The sequence below is a fragment of the Streptomyces africanus genome (assembly GCF_030816955.1).
Taxonomy (GTDB): Bacteria; Actinomycetota; Actinomycetes; order Streptomycetales; family Streptomycetaceae; genus Streptomyces; species Streptomyces africanus.
The window spans coordinates 5,593,416-5,611,827 of sequence record NZ_JAUSYP010000001.1 but is presented as its reverse complement, the minus strand read 5'-3'; the positions used below and the strand labels follow the sequence as shown (position 1 = coordinate 5,611,827).

General features: G+C 72.0%; 15 protein-coding genes. 5 read left to right on the top strand and 10 right to left on the bottom strand.

Going from position 1 to position 18,412, the window contains the following annotated elements; translation table 11 throughout:
- Positions 1-27 precede the first annotated feature (27 nt).
- Positions 28-2,706: an ATP-binding protein gene (locus QF034_RS26140; RefSeq protein WP_307177225.1), complete on the bottom strand. Its 2,679-nt coding sequence runs from the start codon at positions 2,704-2,706 to the stop codon at positions 28-30.
- Between the two features lie 272 nt (positions 2,707-2,978).
- Here QF034_RS26140 and QF034_RS26135 point away from each other — a divergent pair, with 272 nt between their 5' ends.
- Entirely contained in the window at positions 2,979-4,331 is a 1,353-nt protein-coding gene (locus QF034_RS26135; protein ID WP_307177224.1) for a M14 family metallopeptidase, read from the top strand.
- Positions 4,332-4,343: 12 nt separating this feature from the next.
- On the opposite strand, the gene QF034_RS26130 is transcribed toward QF034_RS26135, so the two are convergent.
- The 5 genes from QF034_RS26130 to QF034_RS26110 all read right to left on the bottom strand — a co-directional run bounded on the left by QF034_RS26130 (position 4,344) and on the right by QF034_RS26110 (position 8,705).
- Positions 4,344-4,859 (bottom strand): hypothetical protein, encoded by a 516-nt coding sequence (locus tag QF034_RS26130; protein WP_307177223.1) that lies wholly within the window; start codon positions 4,857-4,859, stop codon positions 4,344-4,346.
- A gap of 65 nt (positions 4,860-4,924) precedes the next feature.
- Positions 4,925-6,403, bottom strand: coding sequence for a GntP family permease (locus QF034_RS26125; RefSeq protein ID WP_307177222.1), 1,479 nt, complete (start codon positions 6,401-6,403; stop codon positions 4,925-4,927).
- Between the two features lie 102 nt (positions 6,404-6,505).
- On the bottom strand, positions 6,506-6,916 hold the full coding sequence (locus QF034_RS26120; protein WP_307177221.1) for a RidA family protein: 411 nt from the start codon (positions 6,914-6,916) through the stop codon (positions 6,506-6,508).
- A complete protein-coding gene (locus tag QF034_RS26115; protein WP_307177220.1) occupies positions 6,913-7,674 on the bottom strand; it encodes an IclR family transcriptional regulator in 762 nt (253 codons plus the stop codon). Before QF034_RS26115 ends, QF034_RS26120 begins: the two co-directional genes overlap by 4 nt.
- Positions 7,671-8,705 (bottom strand): sugar kinase, encoded by a 1,035-nt coding sequence (locus QF034_RS26110; RefSeq protein ID WP_307177219.1) that lies wholly within the window; start codon positions 8,703-8,705, stop codon positions 7,671-7,673. Before QF034_RS26110 ends, QF034_RS26115 begins: the two co-directional genes overlap by 4 nt.
- Positions 8,706-8,839: 134 nt before the next feature.
- On the opposite strand from QF034_RS26110, the gene QF034_RS26105 reads away from it, so the two are divergent.
- A complete protein-coding gene (locus QF034_RS26105; protein ID WP_307177218.1) occupies positions 8,840-10,117 on the top strand; it encodes an amino acid deaminase in 1,278 nt (425 codons plus the stop codon).
- 13 nt (positions 10,118-10,130) lie between these two features.
- The gene (locus QF034_RS26100) at positions 10,131-11,741 is read left to right on the top strand and encodes an N-acyl-D-amino-acid deacylase family protein (RefSeq protein WP_307177217.1); all 1,611 of its coding nucleotides are present in this window, start codon (positions 10,131-10,133) and stop codon (positions 11,739-11,741) included.
- A gap of 31 nt (positions 11,742-11,772) precedes the next feature.
- Here QF034_RS26100 and QF034_RS26095 read toward each other — a convergent pair whose 3' ends face one another.
- The gene (locus QF034_RS26095) at positions 11,773-12,699 is read right to left on the bottom strand and encodes a S1 family peptidase (RefSeq protein WP_307177216.1); all 927 of its coding nucleotides are present in this window, start codon (positions 12,697-12,699) and stop codon (positions 11,773-11,775) included.
- A 332-nt stretch (positions 12,700-13,031) separates the two neighbouring features.
- Positions 13,032-13,754, bottom strand: coding sequence for a hypothetical protein (locus QF034_RS26090; protein WP_307177215.1), 723 nt, complete (start codon positions 13,752-13,754; stop codon positions 13,032-13,034).
- Between the two features lie 127 nt (positions 13,755-13,881).
- On the opposite strand from QF034_RS26090, the gene QF034_RS26085 reads away from it, so the two are divergent.
- Together QF034_RS26085 and QF034_RS26080 are read left to right on the top strand one after the other, a co-directional pair.
- Complete coding sequence (locus tag QF034_RS26085; protein ID WP_086559513.1) at positions 13,882-15,093, top strand: pyridoxal phosphate-dependent aminotransferase; 1,212 nt, start codon at positions 13,882-13,884, stop codon at positions 15,091-15,093.
- Positions 15,094-15,205: 112 nt separating this feature from the next.
- A complete protein-coding gene (locus QF034_RS26080; RefSeq protein WP_307177214.1) occupies positions 15,206-15,628 on the top strand; it encodes an SCO4983 family protein in 423 nt (140 codons plus the stop codon).
- 92 nt (positions 15,629-15,720) lie between these two features.
- Here the strand turns inward: QF034_RS26080 and QF034_RS26075 are convergent, their stop codons facing one another.
- Positions 15,721-16,083, bottom strand: coding sequence for a hypothetical protein (locus QF034_RS26075; RefSeq protein WP_307177213.1), 363 nt, complete (start codon positions 16,081-16,083; stop codon positions 15,721-15,723).
- 206 nt (positions 16,084-16,289) lie between these two features.
- Positions 16,290-18,119, bottom strand: coding sequence for a phosphoenolpyruvate carboxykinase (GTP) (locus QF034_RS26070; protein ID WP_307177212.1), 1,830 nt, complete (start codon positions 18,117-18,119; stop codon positions 16,290-16,292).
- Positions 18,120-18,412 lie beyond the last annotated feature (293 nt).

Sequence of the window (18,412 nt, the reverse complement as noted above, 5' to 3'; positions counted from 1 at the left end):
TCCCCTCGGGGTCGCGGTACGGGCGGGTCAGCGCTGGGCGGTCACCCAGGCGGCGATCTGGCTGCGGTTGCTGAAGCCGAGCTTGCTGAGGATGCGCTCCACATGGCCTTCGGCGGTGCGGCGGGCGATCACCAGACGGTCGGCGATCTGCTGGTTGGCGAGCCCTTCGGCGACGAGCCGGGCGACCTCGGTCTCACGTCGGGTGAGACGGACCGGAGTGTCGTCGTGCGGGGCCCGGGACACGCGGGGGTGCGGGCGGGCCGGTTCCTGGAGCGCCTGGCCGACGAGATCGGCGAGGCCGAGGCCGGCGCCGCGCCGGTGGGCCCGTTCGAACGCGTCCCGTCCCAGGGCCCGGCAGGCCCGCTCCTCGCTGTCCCGGCGTGCGGCGTTGAGGGTGCGCGCGCCCCACCGGGCGGCGTCGATGTCGGCCCAGACCCGGTCGGCGCCACCCAGCAGTACGGCCGCGTGCCGGTGGGCGCCGCGTTCGGTGGCGATGGACGCGAGCAGGTCGAGGGTGAGGGCGATGCCGATGACGTCGTGGACGGCGAGCTTGAGGCGCAGGGCCTCGCGGGCGTGCCGCTCGGCCCGGGCCCAGTCGCGGCGCACGCTGTGCGCGAGGGCGAGGATGCGCAGCACGTACGACCGTACCCACTGCTCGCCGTGCCGCTCGCACAGTCCGAGAGCCCGCTCGCACACCTCGACGGCCCGGTCGGCTTCGCCCAGGAAGCCCAGCGTGCAGGCGAGTTCGACCTGGTCGAGGCCGACGACGCTGAGGTGCTGGCCGGGGACGGGGCCGCGGGCGACGGTGGTCTCGAAGTGCCGTAGCGCGCCGGGCAGATCGTCGCCGAACAGCCTGAGGACGCCGATGACGTACTCGGCGTGGGCGGCCTCGGCGGCGTCGCCCAGGACCCGGGCGAGGGCGAGGGCGTCCCTGGCGTCCCGGCGGCCGCGGGGGAAGTCCTGGGTGGCGGCGGCGAGGAGCCCGGCGACCCAGAGGCCGCGGGCCCGTTCCGGGGTCGGCTCGGGGTTGGCGGCCAGGGCCCGGTCGAGCCAGTACAGGCCCTCGCGCGGTGCGCCGCAGGCGTGCCAGTAGAACCAGAGGGTGCCGGCGAGCCGCAGCCCGGCCCGGGCCTCTCCCGGGGTGGAGAGGCTGAAGTCGAGGGCGGCGCGCAGGTTGTCGCGGTCGGCGCGCAGCCGGGCGACGGTCTCCGGCTGCCCGGGCCCGAACCAGCCGCGCTCGCACTCCTCGGCCCACCGCAGCATCCGGTCCCGCTGCCGGCGCCGGGCGGCGCCCTCCTCCCCGGCGTTCCGCCGCACCTGCTCCAGCCCGTACTGCCGCAGCGTGTCGAGCATCCGGTACCGCACGCCGCCGGGCCCCGGCTCCCGGCACAACACGGACTTGTCGACGAGCCCGGCGACGGCGTCGAGCACGTCGTCGGCGCGGAGGGGTGGGGCGGGCCGGGCTGTCCAGGTGCCAGGCCAGGCGCCTGCGGCGCCCGCAGCCGGCGGGGGCACGACAGGGGCTGCCGGGCCCTGCACGGGCGGGGGCAGCGTCAGGCCGCCGCCCGGGCCGCTCCCGGGGCTCGGGGTGATCAGGGACTCGGAGCGCATCGCGGGCAACGGCACGGGTCCGCCTGCCGGAGCGGGCACAGGCGTGACCAGGCTCCCCAGCGTCACGGTCCCCGTGAACGCCTGCACGGGCCGGGTGAGTTCACAGGAGCCGTCCGCGAACCGGGCCCCGCCCGGCAGGAGCGCCTCCGCCCGCGCCGGGACCGTTCCCCGCCCGGCGGCAGGCTCCCCGATGTCGTCCGCGCACACCGCCTCCGCCGTCGCCAGGTCGAAGCTGCCCGCCAGGACCGACAGCCGGGCCCACACCAGCTGCTCGGGGCCGGTGCACAGGTCGTGGCTCCAGGCGACCGCCGCACGCAGGGTCTGGTGGCGGGGCAGGGCGGCGGGGCTGCCGGTGGTGAGGAAGCGGTAGCGGTCGTCGAGGCGGTCCAGGAGCTGGTCGACGTCGAGCACGCGCATCCGTACGGCGGCGAGTTCGATGGCGAGGGGAAGGCCGTCCAGGCGGCGGCACAGGCGGGCCACGGAGGCGCGGTTGTCCGGGGTGAGGCGGAAGCCGGGGACGACCGCGGCGGCCCGGTCGGCGAAGAGCGTGAGGGCCGGATAGCCCTCGGCGGCGGAGAGGTCGCCGTCCGGGTCGGGCACCGGCAGGGGCCGCACCTCCAGCAGGTGCTCCTCGGTGAGGCCGAGCCGGTGCCGGCTGGTGGCGAGGACGCGGACGCCCTCGGTGCCGTGCAGCAGGGCGGCGGCGAGCTGCGCACACGCCCCCGCCAGATGCTCGCAGTTGTCGACGACGAGCAGCAGCCGCCGGTCCCGCACCTGCTCGACGAGGGCGGCCGGCGGCGGCTGGGCGGAGTGGTCGTGCAGCCCCAGCGCGTCGGCGGCGGCGAGCGGCACGAGCGCCGGGTCGTGCAGCCCGGAGAGGTGCACGAAGCGCACGCCGTCCGGGAAGGCCCGCCGCACCCGGGCCGCGATGCGGGCGGCGAGCCGGGTCTTGCCGACGCCGCCCGGCCCGGTCAGCGTCACCAGCCGTGCGCGGGCCAGCAGCTCGCGGCCCTGGGTCAGTTCGCCACGCCGGTCGACGAAGCTGGTCGTCTCGACCGGCAGTTGGTGGTCCCGTCGTGGCGCTGATCCGCCCATGATCAGCCAGTCCTCTGGGGGTGTGGTCCGAGGATCCGGACACTCCGGCTCCCCTTGCGCGGGCCCTCACTCTCCCCCGTTGCGTACATATATGCACGCCCGGTTCACACCCGTGGGTGTACTTCGACCAGGACAGCTCGACCGCCGCGCCGCCCGCGTACCATGCGCGACCGCTTTCCATCTTGACCTGCTCATGCCATTGGCAGAACGATGTGCGCCACCCGCACCACGTACGTCGCACGGAACAACCCCACCTCCCACAAGGAGATTTCATGCGACTCCGCATACGAGGCTCCGGTGCCCGCACCGGCAGACGCACCGCCGCCCTCGCCGCCCTCCTCGCACTCGCCCTCGCGGCACCCCTGACCGCGACGACCTCGGACGCCACCGCCGACAGCGCCCCCAAGGCGGCGCCTGCGGCCGACGACGTCCGGCAGTACGAGATCCACCTGCACGCGACGGCCGAGGACCGCACGGCACTCCAGCGCACCGGCGTGACCGTGGACGAGGCCCACGGCCACGGTGTCGTCGTCTCCGGACGCGCGGACCAGATCAGGAAGCTGCGCGGGCTGGGATACGAGGTCACGCCGCTCGGCGCGGTGCCCGACCGGTCCGCCGGCGCGGACGACGTCCGGCTCTACGACTTCCCGTCCGCCGACTCGCGCTACCACAACTACGCGGAGATGACGAGCGAGATCAACTCGATCGTCGAGGCCAACCCGTCCATCGCGAGCCGGCGCGTGATCGGCAAGTCCTACCAGGGCCGGGACATCGTCGCCGTCAAGATCAGCGACAACGTGGGCAGCGACGAGTCCGAGCCGGAGGTGCTGTTCACGCACCACCAGCACGCCCGCGAGCACCTCACCGTCGAGATGGCGCTCTACCTGCTGCGCGAGCTGACCTCCGACTACGGCTCCGACGCGCGCGTCACCAGCATGGTGAACAACCGTGAGATCTGGATCGTCCCGGACATCAACCCGGACGGCGGCGAGTACGACATCGCGACCGGGTCGTACCGCTCGTGGCGCAAGAACCGCCAGCCCAACTCCGGTTCGTCGTACGTCGGTACCGACCTCAACCGCAACTGGAACTACCGCTGGGGCTGCTGCGGCGGCTCCTCCGGCTCGACGTCCTCCGAGACGTACCGGGGCGCGGCGGCGGAATCCGCGCCCGAGGTGAAGGTCGTCGCCGACTTCGTGCGCAGCCGGGTCGTCGGCGGGGTGCAGCAGATCAAGGCCGGCGTCGACTTCCACACGTACAGCGAGCTGGTGCTGTGGCCGTTCGGCTACACGTACTCCGACACGACGACCGGGATGACCGCGGACGACAACGCGGCGTTCAAGGCGGTCGGGCAGAAGATGGCCGCGAGCAACGGGTACACGGCGGAGCAGTCCAGCGACCTGTACATCACGGACGGGTCGATCGACGACTACCTCTGGGGCACGCACAGGATCTTCGCGTACACCTTCGAGATGTATCCGCGCTCCGGCGGGGGTGGGTTCTACCCGCCCGACGAGGTGATCGAGCGGGAGACCTCACGTAACCGCGATGCGGTGCTGCAGTTGCTGGAGAACTCGGACTGCATGTACCGGTCGATCGGCAAGGAAACCCAGTACTGCCGGTAGTCGCCCGGCCGGTTACTCGGCGTCTTCCTCGAAGTAGGCGTCCAGAACCGCGTCCAACTGCTCGTCCCACTCCGTGAAACGGCTCCTGGCCGGTGCCTCGATCTCGATCGGGTACCAGCGCCGGTCAGGGGTGTGGACGGTGACGGTGTAGCGCTTGCCGAAGCGGGCGGTCTCCGTCTCGACCGCCCCGATCTCGTCCCAGCGGAACTCGCATTCCTGGTCGTCCAGGGACAGGCGTACGCCTCTGTGGTCGGCGACTATTCTCGCGCGGCGGTCGGACGCCTCGAAGACGGGCCCGTCGACGTCGGCCTCCTCCTGCTCGGAGGGGGACGCCTCCGCCGTCTCCGCCGTCTCCTCCTGCTCGGGGGCGGACTCCTCGGCGTCCTCGGCCGCGGCGACCTCGGGCTCCTTCTCCGGCTCGTCGTCCTCCGTCCGTCCGGACGCGGGTGACGTGAGCCCGGGGATGAAGGCCGGGTCGAATCCGGCGCCTTCCAGGGGCTGGCTGCTCGAACCTATGCGCTGCTCCACAGCGGAGCAGTATGGTCGACAAACCTGTGTCGCACACAGCCGGCCCCGACTTCGTTATCAGACCCCTACACGAAGAGGCTGAGCACCGCCGCCACCACGAACCCCGCGACCGACAGCACACTCTCCAGCACGGTCCACGACTTGAGCGTGTCCCGTTCGCTGATGCCGAAGTACTTGGCGACCATCCAGAACCCGCCGTCGTTGACGTGCGAAGCGAAGATGGAGCCGGCCGAGATCGCCATGATGACGAGGGCGACGAAGGCCTGGGAGTGGTCCCCCTCGGACAGGAGGGGCGCCACGATGCCCGCCGTCGTCACGATCGCCACCGTCGCCGAGCCCTGGGCGACGCGCAGCACCACGGAGATCAGGTACGACAGGACGAGCACCGGAAGACCCACGTCGTTGAACGTGTCGGAGAGGGCCTGGGCGACGCCGCTGGCCTTGAGGACGGCGCCGAAGACGCCGCCCGCGCCGACCACGAGCAGGATGTTGCCGACCGGCTTCAGGGACGCCGTGGACACCGTCTCCAGCGACTTGCGGGACCAGCCGCGCCGGATGCCGAGCAGGTAGTACGCGAGGAACAGGGCGAGGGTGAGCGCCACGAACGGGTTGCCGAAGAACTCGATCACCGAGCGGAGGGTGGAGGGGTCCAGGGCGATCGAGGAGAAGGTCGCGGCCAGGATGAGGACCAGCGGGGTGCCGATGATGCCGAGGACCGTGCCGAGGGAGACGGGCTGTTCGCGCGGCTCCGTGCCGGCCGCCCGCTGTTCGTCGATGACCGCCTGCCTGGCTTCCTCCGCCGCCTCGACCATGTCCTGCGGCACGGCGACGAAGATGCGGCGGCCGATCCACGCCGAGTACGCCCACGCGGCCATCACGGCGGGCAGGCCGCAGACGATGCCCATGAGGATGACCCAGCCGAGGTCGACGTGCAGGAGACCGGCGGCGGCGACCGGGCCGGGGTGCGGCGGCAGGAAGGCGTGGGTGACCGACAGGCCCGCGAGCAGGGGCAGGCAGTAGAGCAGGATCGATTTGCCCGAGCGCTTGGCGGCGGCGTAGACGATCGGTGCCAGGACGAAGATGCCGACGTCGAAGAAGACCGGGATGCCGAAGATCAGGCCCGTGAGGCCCATGGCGAGCGGGGCGCGCTTCTCGCCGAACAGGCCGAGCAGGCGTCCGGCCAGCACTTCGGCCCCGCCGCTGACTTCGAGGATCGCGCCGAGCATGGTGCCCAGGCCGATGATGATCGCGACATGGCCGAGGATGCCGCCCATGCCGGACTCGATGGTGGAGACGGCGTCCGACTTCTGGACGGTGCCGAAGAGTTCGGTGACCGACAGGCCGGCCGCGAGGCCGACGGCTATGGAGACCGCGAGCAGGGCGACGAACGGCTGGAGTCTCATTCTGATGATGAGGAACAGCAGCAGCCCGATGCCGAGCGCGGCGGTGAGCAGGAGTCCGGCCGTACCGTCGACCAGGAGGAGCAGGCCTCCGGTGTGGGGTGGGGTCTCGGCAGGGGCGGACGCGGCGAGCGGAAGGGACATTCGGGGGTCCTCTGCGTAAAGGCATGCGGCTTCTGGGTAGGGGGGAGCGCGGCGCGGCGCATCGGTGGCGCCGCGCCTCGGAACAGACGGGGTGGGGGTGGGTCAGCCGAGGACGGCCAGCGCGTCGATCTCGACGAGGAGACCCGCGGGCAGGCCGACGTAGACCGTGGTGCGCGCGGCGGGCGGCTGGGTGAGGCCCTGCTCGTCGAAGTACGCGTTGTAGATCTCGTTGAACTCGGCGAAGTGGGCCACGTCCGTCAGGTAGACGCGGATCATCATCGCGTCGTCCCAGCCGGCGCCGCCCTCTTCGAGGATCGCCTTGACGTTGGCGAGGGTCTGGAGGGTCTGCTCGCGCAGGGTCGGCCCGGCGGGCGTGGGGGGCTTGCCCTCCTCGGCGGGCAGGAAGCCGACCTGGCCGGCGACCTGGAGGATGTTGCCCTTCCTCACACCGTGCGAGAACTTCGCCGGCGGCGTGGTGTGGGTCCGGGGGGTGAGCGCGGTCTTGTCCGTCATGCGGTGCCCTTCACTGGTGTTCTGCCGGAGTACTCGCCGCTGATGGCGTCCGCCGTACGGCGCACCAGCGGCAGGAGGGTGAGGAGTTCGTCGGCGGTGACGACGACGTTCGGCGCGGAGACCGACATCGCGGCGACGACCCGGCCGTCGGCGCCGCGGATCGGCGCCGCGACACAGTTGATGGACTCCTCGTGGCCGCCGAGGTCGGTGGCCCAGCCCTGTTCGCGCACCTTCTCCAGCTCGCGCAGGAACGCGCCGGCGTTGGGTGTCGAACGGGACGTGTACGCGGGGTAGTCGAGCTTCTCCGCCACCGCCCGCCGCTCGTGCTCGGGCAGGTCGGCCAGCAGCAGCTTGGCGACCGCGGCGACGGTGATGGCGACGGGCTTGCCGATCCGGGAGTACATCCGCACCGGGTAGCGGCTGTCGACCTTGTCGATGTAGAGGACCTCGTTCTCCTCGTACACGGCGAGGTGCACGGTGTGCCCGCAGCTCTCGTTGAGGCGGACCAGGTGGGGATGGGCGATCTCGCGGACGTCGAGGTTCTCCATCGCCTCCTGGGCGAGCGCGAAGAGGCGGGCGCCCAGGCGGTAGCGCTGGTCGGACTGGCGGTAGACGAGGCCGTGTTCGTGGAGGGTGCGCAGCAGGCGCAGGGCCGTGGACTTGTGCACGCCGAGGCGGTCGGCGACCTGCCCCAGGTCGGCGGGGCCCTCGGCGAGCAGCGGCAGGATGCTGAGCGCGCGGTCGACGGTCTGGCTCATGGCGTACGTACCTCCTCGGGGGCCCACTGTGTGTCATCGGTCCAGCCCGGGCCGAGTCGCAGTCTCCCCCACGCCGCGTCGTCCAGGGCGGCGAGCCGGTCGGCGTGCTCCCGGGCGGGCGGCGCGGCGAGGTCGCCGGGGGCGGTGAGCGCGGCGGCGGCCAGCAGGTGCCCGTGCCGCAGCCGGTCCCGGACGGGCAGCCCGCGCAGGGTGGCGGAGAGGAACCCGGCGGCGAAGGCGTCCCCGGCGCCGACGGCGGCGACGACGTCGACCCGCGGGGCGGGCACGAAGGTGACGTCCCGCCCCTCGAAGACGGCGGCTCCCGCGGCGCCCTGCTTCACGACCAGCACCTCGGGTTCGGGGAGGGCGGCGCGGACGGCCTCGGCGCCGCGCAGCCCCCAGGCCTCGTCCTGCCCGACGAAGACGAGGTCCGCGCCCCGCGCGAGGTCCCGCAGCACCTCCGGGGCGTCCGTGTCACCCCACAGGCCGGGCCGGTGGTTGACGTCGAAGGAGACCAGAGGGCGGCCGGGCCGGCGCGCGGTCAGCTCGCGCATCAGGTCCCGGCAGGTCCCGGACAGCGCGGCCGTGATCCCGGACAGGTGCAGCACGCGGCCGGCGCGGACCGCGCCCAGGTCCACATTGCCCGCCGACATCGCCGAGGCCGCGGAACCGGCCCGGTAGTACGCCACCTCGTGCGCGTCGGTGGCCCGGTCCCCGGCGGTGCGGAAGTAGATGCCGGTGGGGCGGGCGGGGTCGCGCCGGACGTGGGCCACGTCGACCCCGTATGCGCCGATCGCCTCGACCAGATGGTCGCCGAACGGGTCGTCCCCCACCCGGCTGACCCACCGCGCGGAGTGCCCGGCGGCGGCCAGCACGCACGCCGTGTTGGACTCCGCGCCGCCGATGCCCCGGTCGAAGGAGGGGACGTCGGCGAGCCGCCCCGGCCGGGACGGCAGGAACGTGACCATGGACTCGCCGAGCGCGACGACGTCCACGACGTCGGGGGCGTTGCGGGGTCCGGTGGGGGTCACGATGCTCGTAGCTCCTGGTCGGGTCGGCCGGTGGCGGTTCCATTGACCGGCGGTGGCCGAGATGTTAGACAGCGTTGAGCGATATACGCAATGAAGGTTGCAGTGTGTGCAACACCGCTGATCAGGGAGGCTCCATGACAGCCGATTCCGCCACCGAGTCCCTCGCCCGGCTCGCCGCCGAGCGCGTCGACCACCGGTTCAAGGGCCTCCCGCCGGACGCCGACGGCCTGACCGTGGGCGAGCTGGCCGCCCAGCGCCGGAACCTGTTCACCGGCGGCTTCGCCACGCCCGTGCTCGCGCTGTCCGCCGAGCGCCTGGAGCACAATCTGAAGCTGATGGAGACCTACGCGGACCGGCACGGCCTGGCCTTCGCGCCGCACGGCAAGACGTCCATGGCGCCGCAGCTGTTCCAGCGGCAGATCGAGCACGGGGCGTGGGGCATCACGCTGGCGGTGCCGCACCAGGTGCGGGTGGCGCGCGCGTTCGGGACCCGGCGCGTGTTCCTGGCGAACGAGCTGGTCGACGCGGCGGCCCTGCGCTGGATCTCCGCCGGGCTCGACGCCGACCCGGAGTTCCGCTTCGTCTGTTACGTCGACTCGGTGCGCGGGGTGGAGCTGATGGACGCCGCGCTGAGCGGTGCCCGGCGCCCGCTGGACGTCGTCGTCGAACTCGCGGCCGGGGAAGGCGCCCGTACCGGTGTGCGGACGGAGGCGGAGTGCGCGGCGGTCGCGGACGCGGTGGCGGGCGCGCGGTCCCTGCGGCTCGTCGGCGTCGCGGGCTACGAGGGCGAGGTGCCGAAGGCGGACCCGGAGCGGGTGACGGCGTGGCTGCGGCGGCTGGTCGCGCTCGCCACCGACTTCGACAAGGCGGGGCGCTTCACGGACGCGGACGAGATCGTCGTCAGCGCGGGCGGCAGCGCCTGGTTCGACGCGGTCGCCGACGTCTTCGCGGAGATCCCCGAACTCTCCCGGCCGGTCCTGAAGTTGCTGCGCTCGGGCGCCTATGTCTCGCACGACGACGGCCACTACCGCAAGCTGACCCCGTTCAACCGGGTACCCGAGGAGGGCGCCCTGGAGCCCGCGTTCCGGCTGTGGACGCAGGTGGTGTCGCGGCCTTCCGCCGGGCAGGCCTTCGTCAACGCGGGCAAGCGGGACGCGGCCTACGACCTCGACCTGCCCTTCGCCCAGGTGATCCGCCGGGACGGCGCCGAGCGTCCGGCGACCGGCGTGTCGGTGACGGCCCTGTCGGACCAGCACGCCTGGCTGAGCACCACGCCGGAGGCGGACCTGGAGGTGGGCGACTGGGTCGGTCTGGGGCTGTCCCATCCGTGCACGTCGTTCGACAAGTGGCCGCTGATCCCGGTCGCCGAGGCGGACGGCACGGTCGTCGACTACATCCGTACGTTCTTCTAGGAGGCCGGAAGCGATGGAAGAGCTCGTCATCCGGGACGCGGACGTCGTCGACGGCTCCGGCGCGGACTCCTACCGGGCCGATGTCGTGGTCGACGGCGGCCGGATCGTGTCCATCGTCAAGGAGGCGGCCGCGGCCGGCTGCCAGCGGCCGAAGGCACGCCGGGAGCTGGACGCCGAGGGCCTGGTCCTGTCCCCCGGCTTCGTCGACATGCACGCCCACAGCGACCTGGCCCTGCTGCGCGACCCCGACCACAGCGCCAAGGCCGCGCAGGGGGTCACGCTGGAGGTCATCGGCCAGGACGGGCTGTCGTACGCGCCGGTCGACGACCGCACGCTCGACGAGGTGCGGCAGGCGATCGCCGGGTGGAACGGCCCCGGCGACGACATCGACGTCGACTGGCGGACGGTGGGCGAGTACCTGGACCGGCTCGACCGCGGGATCGCCGTCAACGCGGCCTATCTCGTCCCCCAGGGCACGGTCCGCGCGCTCGCCGTCGGCTGGGAGGACCGGGAGGCCACCCCGCGGGAGCTGGACCGGATGCGGCGGTTGGTCGCCGAGGGCATGGAGCAGGGCGCCGTCGGCATGTCGTCGGGGCTGACGTACACGCCCGGCATGTACGCGAAGGACGCCGAACTGACCGAGCTGTGCCGGGTGGTGGCGTCGTACGGCGGCTACTACTGCCCGCACCACCGCTCCTACGGCGCGGGCGCCCTGGAGGCGTACCGGGAGATGGTCGCGCTGACCCGGGAGGCGGGCTGCCCCCTGCATCTCGCCCACGCCACCATGAACTTCGGCGTGAACAAGGGCCGGGCGCCCGAGCTGCTGGCCCTGCTGGACGAGGCGCTGGCGGCCGGGGCCGACATCAGCCTCGACACCTACCCCTACACACCGGGCTGTACGACGCTGGCGGCCATGCTGCCGAGCTGGGCGAGCGAGGGCGGCCCCGAGCAGGTCATCAGGCGGCTCGCGGACGAGGAGACGGCCGAGCGGATCCGCCACGACCTGGAGGTCACCGGCTCGGACGGCTGCCACGGCGTGCCCATCGAGTGGGACACGATCGAGATCTCGGGCGTGGGCGACCCGGCCCTGGCCGATTTCGTCGGCCGGACGGTCCAGGAGTCGGCGGACCGGCGGGGCGAGGCCCCCTGGGTGACCGCGCGCGGGCTGCTGCTGGCCGACCGGCTGGCGCCGACGATCCTCCAGCACGTCGGCCACGAGGAGAACGTCCGGGCGATCATGCGCCACCGGGTGCACACCGGCGGCTCGGACGGCATCCTCCAGGGCGCCAAGCCGCACCCGCGCGCGTACGGCACGTTCCCGCACTATCTCGGGCACTACGTGCGGGAGTTGGGGGTGCTGTCGCTGGAGGAGTGCGTCGCGCACCTCACCTCGCGCCCGGCGGCCCGGCTCCGGCTGCCGGACCGGGGCCTGGTGCGCGAGGGGTACGTCGCCGACCTGGTGCTCTTCGACCCGGTGACGGTGGCGGCGGGATCGAGCTTCGCCGAGCCGCGCGTGCTCCCGACGGGCATCCCGTACGTGCTGGTCGACGGGCGGTTCGTGATCGAGGACGGGCGTCGCACGGACGCCCTGGCGGGCCGGGCGATCCGCAGGACTCCCGCGTGACCGCCCGACCCGGGGACCACCCGCCCTCGCCTTACGGCTTGGGCAGGGTGCAGCCGCTCGCGCTCAGGTCGAGCTTGTTGTCGATGCCGAAGCAGGACGGGATCTGGTAGGTCTCCTGGGCGTAGTTGATGCCCTTGCGCACGGTCACGTTGCCGCTCGCGTCGACCTCACAGGGGTTGTTCACCGTGCAGCGCTCGCCGTCCTCGTTGCCGGTGTTGTTGATGGCGACGACCTTGCCGCTGGCCTGGTCGACGACGGGCGAGCCGGAGGTGCCGCCGATGGTGTTGCAGGCGGAGGTGTAACGGACCGAGTCCTTCCAGGTCCAGTCGCCCTCCTTCAGGGTGGGCGCGAACCCGTCGATGTCGCAGCTGTAGATGCGCTTCCAGTAGCCGGAGGGGATGCTGATGGCGGTGCCGGCGACCGGGTGCGTGTCGTTCAGCGTCAGCGGGCTGATGCCGTACGAGCTCTTGATCTTCGCGTAGCTGGTGGTGAGTTGGTAGAACGCGACGTCCGTGTCGGTCATCGTGGCGTACGCGAGCTTGGCGGCGCGCAGGGTCGCCACGCGCGAGCCGGAGGCGTTGAGCAGGCTGAAGGTGCGGCTTGACGCCTTGTCGACCTGGACCTCGCCGGGGCCGGGGAAACCGGACTCCAGGCAGTGTCCGTTGGTCATCACCAGCGCCGGGTCGTCGGCCTCGGAGTCCGGCATGCGCACGACGGAGCCGGAGCAGTTGCTGAGCGCGACCGTGCCGGCGAAGTTCACGCCCTTGGGCGCCGGGTTGGTGATGCCGGACACGGTGTCCGCTGCGGACGTGACCACGTCCGAGACGGCGGACGTGACCGCGCCCGTGTCCGCGGCCTTGCCGACGCCCGTGGGGGCGGCATCGGCAGCGGTCGCGGGAGCCGCGCCGGCGCCGGCTATCGCCAGGGCGCAGAACGCGGCTGCGAGAGGTTTTCTCATGGGGGGTCCCCTCTTGCGACGGAGGCGGCCGGAAATCTTCCGGCCGCCTGCACTGTTGTCATGTGCATTGTGATCGTCGCAAGGCGGGTGGGGCAAGGAGTTGTTCCGCGCGATGGAGCTGCCCGTCCGGCCTGACCCTACTCAACGGCCTTGGCGGTCGGATTACTTGGGGTCCGTGGTACCGCCGGGACCTTGTCCGGGCTTCGGTTGAGGTCGGACAGACCGTCGAGGAGCTGCTCGCGGACGCTGACGAGGCCATTGATGCGCTGCCGGCGGCTACCGAGGCTCCGGCCCTCGACCGGCCGGCGTGGCATCCGCTCCCCCGTCCCTGTCTACTTGGGGCCCTTCGTGCCGCCGGGGCCGTGTCCGGGCTTTCCGTCGCTTCGGCCGGGGGGCGTGGCGGTGACGGCGGGAGCGGAGGTCGTCGGGGTGCCGGCCGTGGGCGTGCCGGCCGAGGGACTCGGGGCGTCCGGCCCGGACTCGGACGGGGTGGGGTTCACCGCCGTGGACGGGCTCGCGGACGCCGGCCCGGACGGCTCGTCACTGTTCGCCGGCCGGCCGACGAGGGGGGTCCCGGGGATCGGTGTCCGGCCGGTACCGGTCGACGGCACCGTCGGCGACTTTCCGGCGGTCGGACCCGTCCGGCCGCCGCGACCCTCACGGGTCCCTCCGGAGGGCGCGTCCGAGAAGCCGAGACCGGCTATCAGCGCGGCCGCCGACACGGCGCCCACGGCTCCGACGGCGACCGCCGCGCGGCGGGCACGCCACGGCGCTGGCCTCCGGCGGGAGTGGCGGCCCGCACCGGCACGGCCGTGCACCGGCACCGGCACCGGCGGCAGTTCGCGCGTGTCGCCCATGTCCGGCATTTCGCCGGTGCCCCGCGCGGCGTCCTGGCCGTCCGCGGGGTCGTACGCGTCCTGCCAGCCGTGCGCCGCCGCCGGATCGGTGTACGCGTCGTAGGCCGGTGGCTGGTCGGCCTGCGGCAGGTACACGTTCGGCGGCCCCTGGCAGGCGCCGTCCGTCGCTCCGTCGGCGTATTCGGATGGCCTGGACATGGCGGCGCATTCTAGGTGCCGATGGTGCTGGTGGGACAGCGCGCGGGCGATATCCACCCAAAGCGCCGCGTCTCACGTGGCGGAAAACACGACCCGTGGCGCATTACCGCGCCGTAAGCTCCCAGACATGCAGGTGATCCAGTCGACCAAGCTCGCCAACGTCTGTTACGAGATCCGGGGCCCGGTGCTCGAGGAGGCGATGCGGCTGGAAGCCGCCGGTCACCGCATCCTCAAGCTGAACACCGGCAACCCGGCCGCGTTCGGCTTCGAGTGTCCGCCCGAGATCCTGGAGGACGTCCTCCGGAACGTGTCCTCGGCGCACGGGTACGGAGACGCCAAGGGCCTGCTGGCCGCCCGTCGCGCGGTCGTGATGCACAACCAGACCCTCGGCATCGAGACGGACGTCGAGCACGTCTTCATCGGCAACGGCGTCTCCGAGCTGATCGTGATGGCGATGCAGGGCCTGCTGGACGACGGGGACGAGGTGCTCGTGCCCGCTCCGGACTATCCGCTGTGGACCGCCGCCGTCTCCCTGTCCGGCGGCACCGCCGTGCACTACCGGTGCGACGAGCAGGCCGACTGGATGCCGGACCTGGCCGACGTCGAGCGCAAGGTCACCGACCGCACCAAGGCGCTCGTGATCATCAACCCCAACAACCCGACCGGGGCCGTCTACGACGAAGCGATGATCAAGGGGCTCACCGACATCGCCCGCCGCCACAACCTGCTGGTCTGCTCGGACGAGATCTACGACAAGATCCTCTACGACGGCGCCACGCACACCCCGACCGCCGCCGTCGCCCCCGACCTGCTGACCCTCACCTTCAACGGCATGTCGAAGGCGTACCGGGTGGCCGGCTACCGGGTGGGCTGGATGTCCATCTCCGGGCCCCGCGCGCACGCCGACTCCTACATCGAGGGCCTGACGATCCTGGCGAACATGCGGCTGTGCGCGAACATGCCGGGACAGCACGGCGTCGTCGCGGCGCTCAGCGGACGCCAGACGATCAACGACCTCGTGCTGCCGGGCGGCCGGCTGCGCGAGCAGCGGGACGTCGCCTACGAGCTGCTGACCCAGATCCCGGGCGTGACCTGCGTGAAGCCGAAGGGGGCGCTGTATCTCTTCCCGCGTCTCGACCCCAAGGTCTTCAAGATCAAGGACGACCGGCGGATGGTCCTGGACCTGCTCCGGCGCGAGAAGATCATGGTCGTTCAGGGCACGGGCTTCAACTGGCCGGAACCGGACCACTTCCGGGTGGTGACCCTGCCGACGGTCGGCGACCTGCGGGACGCGGTGGGCCGGATCGGGCACTTCCTGGACGGCTACAGCCAGGCCTGACCGGACGCGCCGCTCACCGTATGTGTGCGACCGGTCCGACTTTGTGAACAACTCAACTTTAGACGAAATCTAAGCTAGGATGGCTTCCTGGAAGCACTCAGGAGGCCCTCCCATGTACGAACCGATCCGCACCAAGTCGGTCCACAGCACGGCGGACGGCCCCGCCCCCGACTTTCCCCACCGTTCCCGCGAGGAAGAGCTGGACATCCAGCTCGCGGGCCATCTCGCCGCCCTGCTCGCCGTCACGGACGAGCTGCGAGCGACGGAGACCTCGACCGACCTGGACACCGCGGCGGAGCGGCTCGCAGAGCAGGTGGGCCGGCTGCGGGGAGGGCGCACGCCGGTCCGCGCGCCGATGAGCGGCACCCGGCGCGAGCGCGGCACGGCGGCCCTGCACCGGCGGGCGCACGCGCTGGCGGGCCGCGCGCTGGTCGTCGCCGCCTCCCGTGCCGACACGGCGGCCGCCATCCTGTCCGCCGAGCGGATGGACGCGCACGCCGCGGCTCTGGAGCCGCGCGAACTCGCGTCCCGCTGAGCCCCGCGGGGCTCTCTTTGACGGCCCCGGTCCGCGCGCTCCCGCAGCGACGCGCGGACCGGGTGCCCCAGCACTGCGTTGGCGTGAGCCGGTTATCGCCGTTGTGGTTCCCGGCTGTGGGCTTGTGCGGGTCGAGTGGGGCTGGTCGCGCCCACGCGGGGGAGCCGCACACCGATACAGCCCCGCGCCCCTTCAGGGCACATGAACGTGCCGTCCGCGGCGACGGTCACCGACGACAGCGTGCCCGCGCCGAGACGGTCCTCGCGCACGACCTTGAGCACGGCCCGCTCGGGCAGCGCCTTGCCCTGGGCGGTGAACGTGCCGGTGATCTCGATGCCGCCGGACATGCTCGCGTCCTCGGGTGCGGTGAGCGCGATCGAGGCGGGCGGCTTGCCGACCGTCACGGTGTGGGTGACGTCGGTGGCCGGACGCCCCTCAGGCTGTCGTGGCCTCACCGGGACCGGTGAGACACCCGGAGAGAGCATGAAACAGGCGTGAAGATCCCGTGAGCAAGGGGGCGCGACGGAACGGCGAAAGGCAGGGGCCCGCACGCCGTTGTGCGGACCCCTGCCTCCTGTGGTGCTGTCACCGCGGCCGACCGTGACGATGTTGCTGGTCAGGGCACGATCGGAGCCGGCCGCGGCGTCGGTGGAGGGCCGTCTCAGCCCAGGCGCTGCACCAGCGCGCGGTACTCGTCCCACAGCTCCTTGGGCGTGTGCTCGCCGAAGGTGTTGAGGTGCTCGGGGACCAGGGCGGCCTCCTCGCGCCAGACCTCCTTGTCGACGGTGAGCAGGAAGTCGAGGTCGGAGTCGGCCAGTTCCAGGCCGCCTGTGTCGAGGGCGTCCTTGGTCGGCAGGATGCCGATCGGCGTCTCGACGCCCTCGGCCGTGCCCTCCAGGCGCTCCACGATCCACTTCAGGACGCGGGAGTTCTCACCGAAGCCGGGCCAGACGAACTTGCCGTCGTCGTCCTTGCGGAACCAGTTGACGTAGTAGATCTTCGGCAGCTTGGACTGGTCCTTGTCCTTGGCCACGTCGATCCAGTGGGCCATGTAGTCGCCCATGTTGTAGCCGCAGAACGGCAGCATCGCGAACGGGTCGCGGCGCAGTTCGCCGACCTTGCCCTCGGCGGCGGCGGTCTTCTCGGAGGCGACGTTGGCGCCGAGGAAGACGCCGTGGTTCCAGTCGAAGGACTCCGTCACCAGCGGTACGGCGGTGGCGCGGCGGCCGCCGAAGAGGATCGCCGAGATCGGCACGCCCTTCGGGTCCTCCCACTCCGGCGCGATGATCGGGCACTGGGCGGCGGGGACGGTGAAGCGGGCGTTCGGGTGCGCGGCCGGCGTCTGCGAACCGGGCGTCCAGTCGTTGCCCTTCCAGTCGGTGAGGTGGGCCGGGGGCTCCTCGGTCATGCCCTCCCACCAGACGTCGCCGTCGTCCGTCAGCGCGACGTTGGTGAAGACCGCGTTGCCCCACAGCGTCTTCATCGCGTTGGCGTTGGTGTGCTCGCCGGTGCCGGGCGCGACACCGAAGAAGCCCGCCTCGGGGTTGATGGCGTACAGCCGGCCGTCCTCGCCGAAGCGCATCCAGGCGATGTCGTCGCCGATGGTCTCGACGGTCCAGCCGGGGATGGTCGGCTCCAGCATGGCGAGGTTGGTCTTGCCGCAGGCGCTCGGGAAGGCCGCCGCCACGTACTTGGACTCGCCGCGCGGCGGGGTGAGCTTCAGGACCAGCATGTGCTCGGCCAGCCAGCCCTCGTCGCGCGCCATCACGGAGGCGATGCGCAGGGCGTAGCACTTCTTGCCGAGCAGGGCGTTGCCGCCGTAGCCGGAGCCGTAGGACCAGATCTCGCGGTCCTCGGGGAAGTGCGAGATGTACTTGGTCGTGTTGCAGGGCCAGGGGACGTCCTCCTGGCCGGGCTCCAGCGGGGCGCCCAGGGTGTGCACGGCCTTGACGAAGAAGCCGTCGGAGCCGAGCTCGTCGAGCACCGCCTGGCCCATGCGCGTCATCGTGCGCATGGAGACGGCGACGTACGCCGAGTCGGTGATCTCGACGCCGAGCGCGGACAGCGGGGAGCCGAGCGGGCCCATGCAGAACGGCACCACGTACATGGTCCGGCCGCGCATCGAGCCGCGGAACAGGCCGCCCTGGCCCCCGGAGCCCTGGAAGATCTCCCGCATCTCGGCGGGGGCCTTCCAGTGGTTGGTCGGGCCGGCGTCCGCCTCCTTCTCGGAGCAGATGAACGTCCGGTCCTCCACGCGGGCGACGTCGGTGGGGTCGGAGGCCGCGTAGTAGGAGTGGGGGCGCTTGATCGGGTCGAGTTTGCGGAAGGTGCCCTTCTGGACGAGCTCCTCGCACAGCCGCTCGTACTCGGCCTCGGATCCGTCACACCAGACCACGTTGTCCGGCTGGGTCAGCTCGGCGATCTCGTTGACCCACGAGATCAGGCCCTGATGGGTGGTGGGGACGGTGGGAGCCGCGATGTCGCGCGCCACGATTGCTCCTAAATGAGGGATTTTTTTGATGTGGAGGCCCCGTGGGGGCTGCGACCCGGATGCTTCACGGTGCAACTTGGCGCTCATCCGGTGCCGACCGCACTCATTTGATCATCCGACGCCCGCGCCCATCTGTCCAGAGGAGCGCACAGGTGAGCAACGTGAGGATCGCCACGGTTTCTCGCACCCCTTTACATGCACGTTGGGTTCACCTGACCGTCCGTTTGCGTAACCATCGTTCGGCCACGGTGAGAGGATGGCCACTCTTCATCGGCCAATCGACCCGACTGATG

Bases quoted from the DNA above. Each gene is read 5' to 3' on its own strand.
- QF034_RS26140 (WP_307177225.1), bottom strand. From the start codon at position 2,706: ATGGGCGGATCAGCGCCACGACGGGACCACCAACTGCCGGTCGAGACG.
- QF034_RS26135 (WP_307177224.1), top strand. From the start codon at position 2,979: ATGCGACTCCGCATACGAGGCTCCGGTGCCCGCACCGGCAGACGCACC.
- QF034_RS26125 (WP_307177222.1), bottom strand. From the start codon at position 6,403: ATGTCCCTTCCGCTCGCCGCGTCCGCCCCTGCCGAGACCCCACCCCAC.
- QF034_RS26120 (WP_307177221.1), bottom strand. From the start codon at position 6,916: ATGACGGACAAGACCGCGCTCACCCCCCGGACCCACACCACGCCGCCG.
- QF034_RS26115 (WP_307177220.1), bottom strand. From the start codon at position 7,674: ATGAGCCAGACCGTCGACCGCGCGCTCAGCATCCTGCCGCTGCTCGCC.
- QF034_RS26105 (WP_307177218.1), top strand. From the start codon at position 8,840: ATGACAGCCGATTCCGCCACCGAGTCCCTCGCCCGGCTCGCCGCCGAG.
- QF034_RS26100 (WP_307177217.1), top strand. From the start codon at position 10,131: ATGGAAGAGCTCGTCATCCGGGACGCGGACGTCGTCGACGGCTCCGGC.
- QF034_RS26095 (WP_307177216.1), bottom strand. From the start codon at position 12,699: ATGAGAAAACCTCTCGCAGCCGCGTTCTGCGCCCTGGCGATAGCCGGC.
- QF034_RS26090 (WP_307177215.1), bottom strand. From the start codon at position 13,754: ATGTCCAGGCCATCCGAATACGCCGACGGAGCGACGGACGGCGCCTGC.
- QF034_RS26085 (WP_086559513.1), top strand. From the start codon at position 13,882: ATGCAGGTGATCCAGTCGACCAAGCTCGCCAACGTCTGTTACGAGATC.
- QF034_RS26080 (WP_307177214.1), top strand. From the start codon at position 15,206: ATGTACGAACCGATCCGCACCAAGTCGGTCCACAGCACGGCGGACGGC.